At 45.9% G+C, this 7,090-nt stretch carries 9 protein-coding genes; 1 reads left to right on the top strand and 8 read right to left on the bottom strand.

Annotated elements, in window-relative coordinates:
- Nucleotides 1-136: 136 nt before the first annotated feature.
- The 8 genes from CKW00_RS13285 to CKW00_RS13250 form a co-directional block, all read right to left on the bottom strand.
- A complete protein-coding gene (locus CKW00_RS13285; RefSeq protein WP_076570486.1) occupies nt 137-625 on the bottom strand; it encodes a CcdC family protein in 489 nt (162 codons plus the stop codon).
- A gap of 11 nt (nt 626-636) precedes the next feature.
- Nucleotides 637-1,083, bottom strand: coding sequence for a Na(+)/H(+) antiporter subunit B (locus CKW00_RS13280; RefSeq protein ID WP_095822964.1), 447 nt, complete (start codon nt 1,081-1,083; stop codon nt 637-639).
- Nucleotides 1,084-1,221: 138 nt separating this feature from the next.
- On the bottom strand, nt 1,222-1,632 hold the full coding sequence (locus CKW00_RS13275) for a hypothetical protein (protein ID WP_095822963.1): 411 nt from the start codon (nt 1,630-1,632) through the stop codon (nt 1,222-1,224).
- A 224-nt stretch (nt 1,633-1,856) separates the two neighbouring features.
- Nucleotides 1,857-2,186, bottom strand: coding sequence for an alpha/beta fold hydrolase (locus CKW00_RS13270; protein WP_198951645.1), 330 nt, complete (start codon nt 2,184-2,186; stop codon nt 1,857-1,859).
- 151 nt (nt 2,187-2,337) lie between these two features.
- On the bottom strand, nt 2,338-2,565 hold the full coding sequence (locus CKW00_RS13265; protein ID WP_008587736.1) for a YneF family protein: 228 nt from the start codon (nt 2,563-2,565) through the stop codon (nt 2,338-2,340).
- Between the two features lie 352 nt (nt 2,566-2,917).
- Nucleotides 2,918-4,930 (bottom strand): transketolase, encoded by a 2,013-nt coding sequence (gene tkt, locus CKW00_RS13260; protein WP_408640535.1) that lies wholly within the window; start codon nt 4,928-4,930, stop codon nt 2,918-2,920.
- A gap of 110 nt (nt 4,931-5,040) precedes the next feature.
- Nucleotides 5,041-5,274 (bottom strand): DUF896 domain-containing protein, encoded by a 234-nt coding sequence (locus CKW00_RS13255; protein ID WP_008587740.1) that lies wholly within the window; start codon nt 5,272-5,274, stop codon nt 5,041-5,043.
- 48 nt (nt 5,275-5,322) lie between these two features.
- Nucleotides 5,323-5,991, bottom strand: a complete 669-nt coding sequence (locus tag CKW00_RS13250) for a YneB family resolvase-like protein (protein WP_095822962.1) — start codon at nt 5,989-5,991, stop codon at nt 5,323-5,325.
- A 300-nt stretch (nt 5,992-6,291) separates the two neighbouring features.
- Here CKW00_RS13250 and lexA point away from each other — a divergent pair, with 300 nt between their 5' ends.
- Nucleotides 6,292-6,915 carry a transcriptional repressor LexA gene (gene lexA, locus CKW00_RS13245; RefSeq protein ID WP_008587744.1) on the top strand — a complete coding sequence of 208 codons (624 nt, stop codon included), beginning with the start codon at nt 6,292-6,294 and terminating at the stop codon, nt 6,913-6,915.
- Nucleotides 6,916-7,090 lie beyond the last annotated feature (175 nt).

Below are 7,090 nucleotides of genomic sequence, written 5' to 3'. Positions count from 1 at the left end.
AGTTTTAGATTGAAACATCCAATCACCTTTCGTTGATAAGTTACAGCTATTATAACAAATTAACGCGGTGATCTATTTAAAAAACAGAAAAAAATAAAAGCTGCCGAGACTTTCTCGACAGCCTGAGCACCGCTTTTTATAGCGGTGCTTTTGTCGTTTCCAGACTTTTCTGTATGCGGAGATATTTATAAAGCATAGCTATCCGCCAGGATACGATCATTCCGAAAGCTAGAACGAAAAACATCCCGCTCGTCTCCCCGAAAGAAATCGTCTGTCCGATGATCAGCTTAAATACCACCCGGAATGCCAGCAGACCGAACAGAACTCCTATGAAAAGTCTGGACGGTTTAAGATAGATTTCCCCTCCACGTGTTTCAAAACGGGAGGTAAGTATGAGAAAAACCGAAAATACCACTCCGACGCTGAGAGCCTCCAGCACCTGGGACAGACTGATCCGAAAGACCGGAAACAGAAACATCAGCGCCCCCGAACTCATGAACAAAGGAGGGAGCACGATTTTTTTGATGCTTGCAGGTCTTTCCGCGACTTTCTTCCGTACGAATATCATCGTTACTGCCATAAAAGCACCGACTATCGTAGAAGCTATTAATAAAAACGTATTCATCGAATAACCCCTTACTCCGAGAGTTCTTCTTTATGATCCTCGGCGATCGACAAGATGATGGTCATCGTAATCCCGATAACAGTGAGATAAACCCCGAGATCAAACAGCAGTGCCGTAGCTAACTCGGTACGTCCGAGCACGGGAAGCTGAAAGTAGGCGAATGTCTGACTGAGAAAAGGTTCATTGAATAAAAACGACCCCATGCCTGTCGCAAGAGCGATCAGCAGTCCCAGTTTAAACAGAAATCGGAAGTTGATCGGCAGGGAACTCTTCATCCCCTCCTGTCCGTAAGCCATATTCATCAGAACGATGGCTGCGGACGTCATCAGACCGCCGATAAACCCTCCCCCGGGAGCATTGTGCCCGGCAAAAAATAAATATATCGAAAATCCTAGCAGAATAAAAGCGATGATGGAAGTCATCGTTTTCAATATCAAATCATTACTGTTAATTTTCATAGCAAAAAATCCCCCTGTGACCTTTCAATTACATAGCTGAGTACATTCTATCAAAAATAATCATAAAAGACGAACGACATCTATTAGCAATTGTTTTATTATTATTTCGGAGTTGCTACTAAGTTCTAAGTTATAACACTACCGCTTCGTGTCTTTGATCACCTTTTCCCTGTTTTTGAGATACCTGTACTGTTCGCTTGGCGTTTTACCACGTAAGTTCTCATCATTGGACGCTTCCGCGATCAGCTCACTGCAAATCATCTGGTTCGGATCGTTCCATGGTTTGCCGTATTTAATGCCGTACCAGAAAAACAGTCTGAGATCGTAGCGTTTTTCAATGTGTTTCAGGGCTTTACGCGGGTTTCCTTCCACTTCGAGTATTTCGTAATCTTTCAAATCAAAGTGCCTTATCCGGACTCCTCCCGGAAAACGGGAATCGATAATATGGTAATCCCCGACTTTAATGGCGTTATGACTCCACTTTCCTTTCGTGAAATACTGAATCAGCCGGGACAAAGGAGATGTGCTGCGCGAGAAATAGAGTTCCATCCGGATTCCTCCTTTACGTAGTTTCCGAACACGTCAACAATGCCGTTGGATAGTCAGGCATCATCCCGCTTCAGTTTGAAGCTTTACAGGTGTATCATACCATATCCGTTATTTGAAAAGCAGAGATACCTTCTTCATTTTTTATCACTATCCTCCAGTTTAACGGAGACCATAAAACAGGCAGGCCCCCGGCCGGGGCCCTGCCTGTTTTATCCACCGGGCATTTAGACGAATGCTTTTATTTCTGCTGAAAATTTATCAGGCACCTCCTGAGGAACCCAAGGAGCGGCGTCATCTAACCTGATAAGTTTGCAGTCGGGAAGATCTCTTTCAAGCTGTTCCCCGGTCTCCACAGGCTGCCACGGGTCCTCCGTTCCCCAGAGCAGGAGCACAGGGGGTTCAATCTTTGGAAGTTTATAAGTGAGGGCTGTAGTATGGTTCGTATTTAATGCAGCTGCATTGCGTACGAGGCTCAGTTTGCCCTGCTCCTGCACGTAAGGAGAAATGATCCCCTGAAGGAATGTATCAGTAAGCTGTTCTTCGTTAGAAAACATATCTTCGTACGCTTTCGTAAAAAATCCTTCGATTTCTTTTAAGGATTAAATGTAATTTATATTACGTGTTAACGTATTCCCGTAAAACACAAAAAACCTGCCCGCCATACCGTATAGCCGGCAGGACGGGCAGGGGAAGATGGAGTGACGCTTACTTGTCCATCTGGTTATTCATCTGTTTCATCATCTGATTGATTTTCTTCTGTGAAGGTTTCTGACCCATTTGCATCATCAGTGTCCGCAGCATCTGTTCATTGATTGGAGGGTTTTTCTTCAAATAATTCATCATATATTTTCTGGCGATGAAAAAGCCTAAAGCCGCTCCTGCTATTAACGCGACTAATGCAATCAGAATAATCCATATAATTCCTAATTCCATAATAAGTTTCCCCTTTCATAATATATCCCATAACAGTATAGTAAATTGAAACGGGGATTACAATAGACGGGTGAACAGATGCACACAATATTTATGATTCAATAGCTTCGATCATAACTTCCGGCACCCGCCGGTCACGTTTGAAAAATCTCAAAACTGTACCCGGGACCCGTTACCGGACTGCTGTTCCCCGACGTTTATGTACCTGTATTATACCATATCGTTCCTCCGGGCTTAAAACTCAAGACCTCGGACATCGGCTATGTCTTCCGCCCTTAAAACTGCGGAAGTGAAGAGCCTTATGTAATAAACAGGAACTCCGGATAATTTTCCGAAGTCCCCGATTCTTGTCTTACTTTACATAGCTTTCTACGTGCTTCACAACATTTTCGACAGTAAAACCGAAGTTTTCAATAACGGTCGCTCCAGGCGCCGAAGCTCCGAAGCGGTCAATACCCACTACTTTACCGTCGAGACCGACGAAACGCTCCCAGCCGAAGGAAGAAGCCATTTCAATAGCTACACGATTTCGTACGCTGTTCGGCAATACTTCTTCTTTATAGGCATCATTCTGAGCTTCGAAACGATCGAAGGAAGCCATGCTGACAACGCGGGCATCCACGCCTTTGCTCTTAAGCTCTTCTTTGGCTGCCATAGCCAGCTGTACTTCCGATCCGGAAGCCAGAAGAATGGTATCCGGCGTGTCTTTGTCGGAGTCACTGAGCACGTAAGCTCCTTTTTTCACACCTTCATAGGCTTTCTCTTTCGTCCCTTCCAATGTCGGCAGTCCCTGTCTGGTCAATACGAGAGCTGTCGGGTTGGACGTGGATTCCAGTGCCAGTCTCCACGCCGCACTGGATTCGTTCCCGTCTGCCGGGCGAATGACCGAGAGGTTCGGAATGGCCCGAAGTGCTGCCAGATGTTCTACAGGTTCGTGAGTCGGACCGTCTTCCCCTACAGCAATAGAGTCATGCGTAAACACATAATTTACCGGAAGATTCTGAATAGCCGACAAACGGAGAGACGGGCGCAGGTAGTCACTGAAGACGAAGAACGTGCCTCCGTATACTTTAAGGCCGCCGTGCAAAGCCATTCCGTTCAGAGCCGCTGCCATAGCGTGTTCGCGGACACCGAACCAGATGTTTCTTCCTGCATAATTATTTCTAGAAAAGTCTTCCTGTGCCTTGACCGTCGTCTTATTGGAGCCTGCAAGGTCGGCACTTCCGCCGAAGAAATAAGGGATTTTATCGGAAAGAGCGTTGATCGCTTCCCCGGACGTTGCACGGGTGGCTGCTTTGTCACTGGACGTGTCGTAAGCAGGGAGGACCTGTTCCCAATCTTCCGGAAGTTCCCCTCTGATGGCTTTCTCAAGCTCTTCGGCCAGCTCAGGATTAGCTTTCCTGTATTCTTCGAACTGCTTATTCCACTCTTCTTCTTTCTTTTCCCCGCGCTTTTGGATCTTTTCCCGGAAGTCTTCATAAACTTCATCAGGCACATAGAACGGTTCTTCATATTCCCAGCCATAGTAGTCTTTCGTCTGCTGCACTTCCTCTTCTCCAAGAGGTGCTCCGTGCGCATCCGCTTTACCCGATTTATTCGGTGCACCGTAGCCGATGACGGTTTTCACTTCGATCATCGTCGGCTGTTCAGTGTTTTTCTTCGCTTTATCGAGTGCGTCGGTGATAGCTTTCGTATCATTTCCGTCTTCTACACGCAGCACCTGCCAGCCGTAGGCTTCGTATCTCTTCTCTACGCTTTCACTGAACGCACGGTTCAACTCCCCGTCAAGAGAGATGTCATTGGAATCATATAGTACTATGAGTTTTCCGAGACCAAGGTGACCCGCAAGAGACGCGGATTCCTGAGATACACCTTCCATAAGGTCTCCATCACTGCAGATGACATACGTATTATGATCGATGATCGAATGTTTATCTGTATTGTAGTTGGCCGAAAGATGGGCTTCCGCCATCGCCATTCCGGTAGCCATGGCAATACCCTGGCCGAGCGGTCCGGTCGTAGCTTCCACGCCATGTGTATGCCCCACTTCCGGATGTCCGGGCGTTTTGGAGTCCCACTGGCGGAAATTTTTGATATCATCCATCGTTACGTTATATCCGGAAAGATGAAGCAGACTGTACTGCAACATGGATCCGTGGCCTGCCGAAAGTACAAACCGATCACGGTTGAACCAGTCGGAGTTCTTCGGGTTGTGATCCATATACTCCGTCCAGAGTTTGTAAGCCATAGGCGCCGTGCCCATCGGCATACCAGGATGTCCCGAGCTCGCTTTTTCCACTGCATCGATCGTCAGTGTACGAATAGTATTAATAGACTTCTGTTCAATATCTTTAGTCAATGCCATTCCCCTTTCTGATGCGGAATATGTAACAAGTATAATCCTATAATGAAATAGGGTTCGTAGCAAGTCAGTAAACCGCTTTCACACAAAAAACCTGCGATTCCCGCAGGTTTTTAATGTTTTTTCTCATTCTGCTGCATGCGTTTCACTTTCTCCGGAGTAACGTCCTGTCCTTCCGGATCGATGACTGTCATTCCTTTCAAATGGTTCTTGAAAGATTTTCTCACGTTCTGTAAATATTCCTGACGTAATTCATGCTGTTCGTTCTGCTCTTCAGAAGAAAGTCCCTGCTCTTTTTTCTTATTAGCTAAAGCGTTTATACGATCAAGCTTGTGTTGTGCCAACATGTTTTGTCACCTCTTTACTTACCCTGTATATACTGAAGGGTATTATCTTTAATCATGATAACGCGACGTATTTTCATTTTCAAATGTTTGGCTTTCTTTATATCTGCGATGCACTGTCGCCTTGGAGACATCATACCCCATACCGCGGAGAGTAGCCGCAATTTCCTGAAACGTGAGCTTCTTTTCCCGGAGACGTGCCACTTCCTCTACAGGGAAATCAATACGTTCCCGCCCCCTGGCCTGGTCGATATTCTTCAAATTTTTGGAAGGGTCATAGCCATCTTCCACCGCTTTTTTCATCCCACGTCGGATTTTCATGTTATGAAGATAGCGCTGATACTCTTCCACCACTCCGACGATCTGCAGAACCATGGAATCAGACTCAGAAATCTCCATCTCTCCGCTTCCCGTCACCGTATAGATCGTTACATCAAGCTTTTCGAGCTGGTGTAAAAGGGCGATTTTCGTGTTTCCCCTGCCGAGTCTCGTCTCATCCTGAATCAGGAGTGCTTCCGCTTTTTTCGAGGAGAAAATATCAAGGGCACGAAGTATACCCTCCCTTTCGATGGAGTATCCGCTGGCTTTTTCTTCGATAACTTCCACAATATCCATACTATGATTCTCCGCAAGTTCCTTAAGTTCTTCCTTCTGTCTCTGTATAGACGTAACCTGGGTCTCTTTTTCCGTACTTACTCTGCAATACAAGACCGCTTTCATCCTTACCACCTCTCCCACAGAAAAATGATACAGGATTTAAACACTGGAAACCATTGAGATGTATAGGAAAACCAGACTCAGAATGAACAGAATGATATGAGTAAGATCCTGCTTGGATAATTTATGAAACATGGAATACCTCCCGATAGAACTATTGTTCCTTAGAACTTATGTTCGTGTAGTTATCATTATATACGAACTATTGTTCCTGTCAACACAAAAGTTCGAACGCGTGTTTGTATTCCGGCACCCTACGTGCTACAATATATGTAATAAATTTTCTATACAGGATGTGACATTATGACTAACCTATCCAAACGACAGCAGGAAATATTGAATTTCATAAAACAGGAAGTAATCGACAAAGGGTATCCCCCGTCCGTCAGGGAAATCGGGAAGTACGTAGGACTTGCTTCCAGTTCTACCGTACATGGACACCTCGCGAGACTGGAAAAGAAAGGTTTCATCCGGAGAGACCCGACGAAACCCCGGGCGATCGAAGTGATAGATCTGGAGGAAGGTACTAAAATCCCTAAAGGGGAAGCGACGTTCGCCCCCGTAATCGGTAAAGTAACCGCCGGTGTTCCTATAACTGCAGTAGAGAATATCGAAGAATACCTTCCGGTGCCGGATACGATAAGCAGCACGGAAGAAGATACTTTCATACTCGTCATCCAGGGGGAGAGTATGATAGAAGCCGGCGTTCTGGACGGAGACAAAGTAATCGTCCGTAAGCAGAACACCGCGCAGAACGGAGATATCGTTGTCGGTATGACGGACGAGGGTGAAGCTACAGTGAAGCGATTCTTCAAAGAAGCGGATCACGTACGCCTTCAGCCGGAAAACTCCTCCATGGAGCCTATCCTTCTCGATGACGTCACCATCCTCGGAAAAGTGGTCGGCTTATTCAGGAACGTACACTGAACCGCTTCCCCTGTATACACTTAAAAATCCTCCATTACCGGCCGGTAAGGTAGTGAACCCCGGAAGTTAGAGTAAAAAATCTAACTTCCGGGGTGTTTTTATGTCCAAGTATAGTGAAGAATTTAAGGTAAAGGTGGTAAGGGAATATCTTGAGGGCTCTCTGGGGTACACTTCA

Origin of the sequence: Salimicrobium humidisoli, assembly GCF_002295105.1 — a bacterium.
Classification (GTDB): domain Bacteria; phylum Bacillota; class Bacilli; order Bacillales; family Halobacillaceae; genus Salimicrobium; species Salimicrobium humidisoli.
This window is presented reverse-complemented; position numbering and strand designations above follow the sequence as displayed.

Bases quoted from the DNA above. Each gene is read 5' to 3' on its own strand.
- tkt (WP_408640535.1), bottom strand. From the start codon at position 4,930: ATGGCATTGACTAAAGATATTGAACAGAAGTCTATTAATACTATTCGT.
- CKW00_RS13255 (WP_008587740.1), bottom strand. From the start codon at position 5,274: ATGTTGGCACAACACAAGCTTGATCGTATAAACGCTTTAGCTAATAAG.
- CKW00_RS13265 (WP_008587736.1), bottom strand. From the start codon at position 2,565: ATGGAATTAGGAATTATATGGATTATTCTGATTGCATTAGTCGCGTTA.
- CKW00_RS13270 (WP_198951645.1), bottom strand. From the start codon at position 2,186: ATGTTTTCTAACGAAGAACAGCTTACTGATACATTCCTTCAGGGGATC.
- lexA (WP_008587744.1), top strand. From the start codon at position 6,292: ATGACTAACCTATCCAAACGACAGCAGGAAATATTGAATTTCATAAAA.
- CKW00_RS13285 (WP_076570486.1), bottom strand. From the start codon at position 625: ATGAATACGTTTTTATTAATAGCTTCTACGATAGTCGGTGCTTTTATG.
- CKW00_RS13280 (WP_095822964.1), bottom strand. From the start codon at position 1,083: ATGAAAATTAACAGTAATGATTTGATATTGAAAACGATGACTTCCATC.
- CKW00_RS13275 (WP_095822963.1), bottom strand. From the start codon at position 1,632: ATGGAACTCTATTTCTCGCGCAGCACATCTCCTTTGTCCCGGCTGATT.
- CKW00_RS13250 (WP_095822962.1), bottom strand. From the start codon at position 5,991: ATGAAAGCGGTCTTGTATTGCAGAGTAAGTACGGAAAAAGAGACCCAG.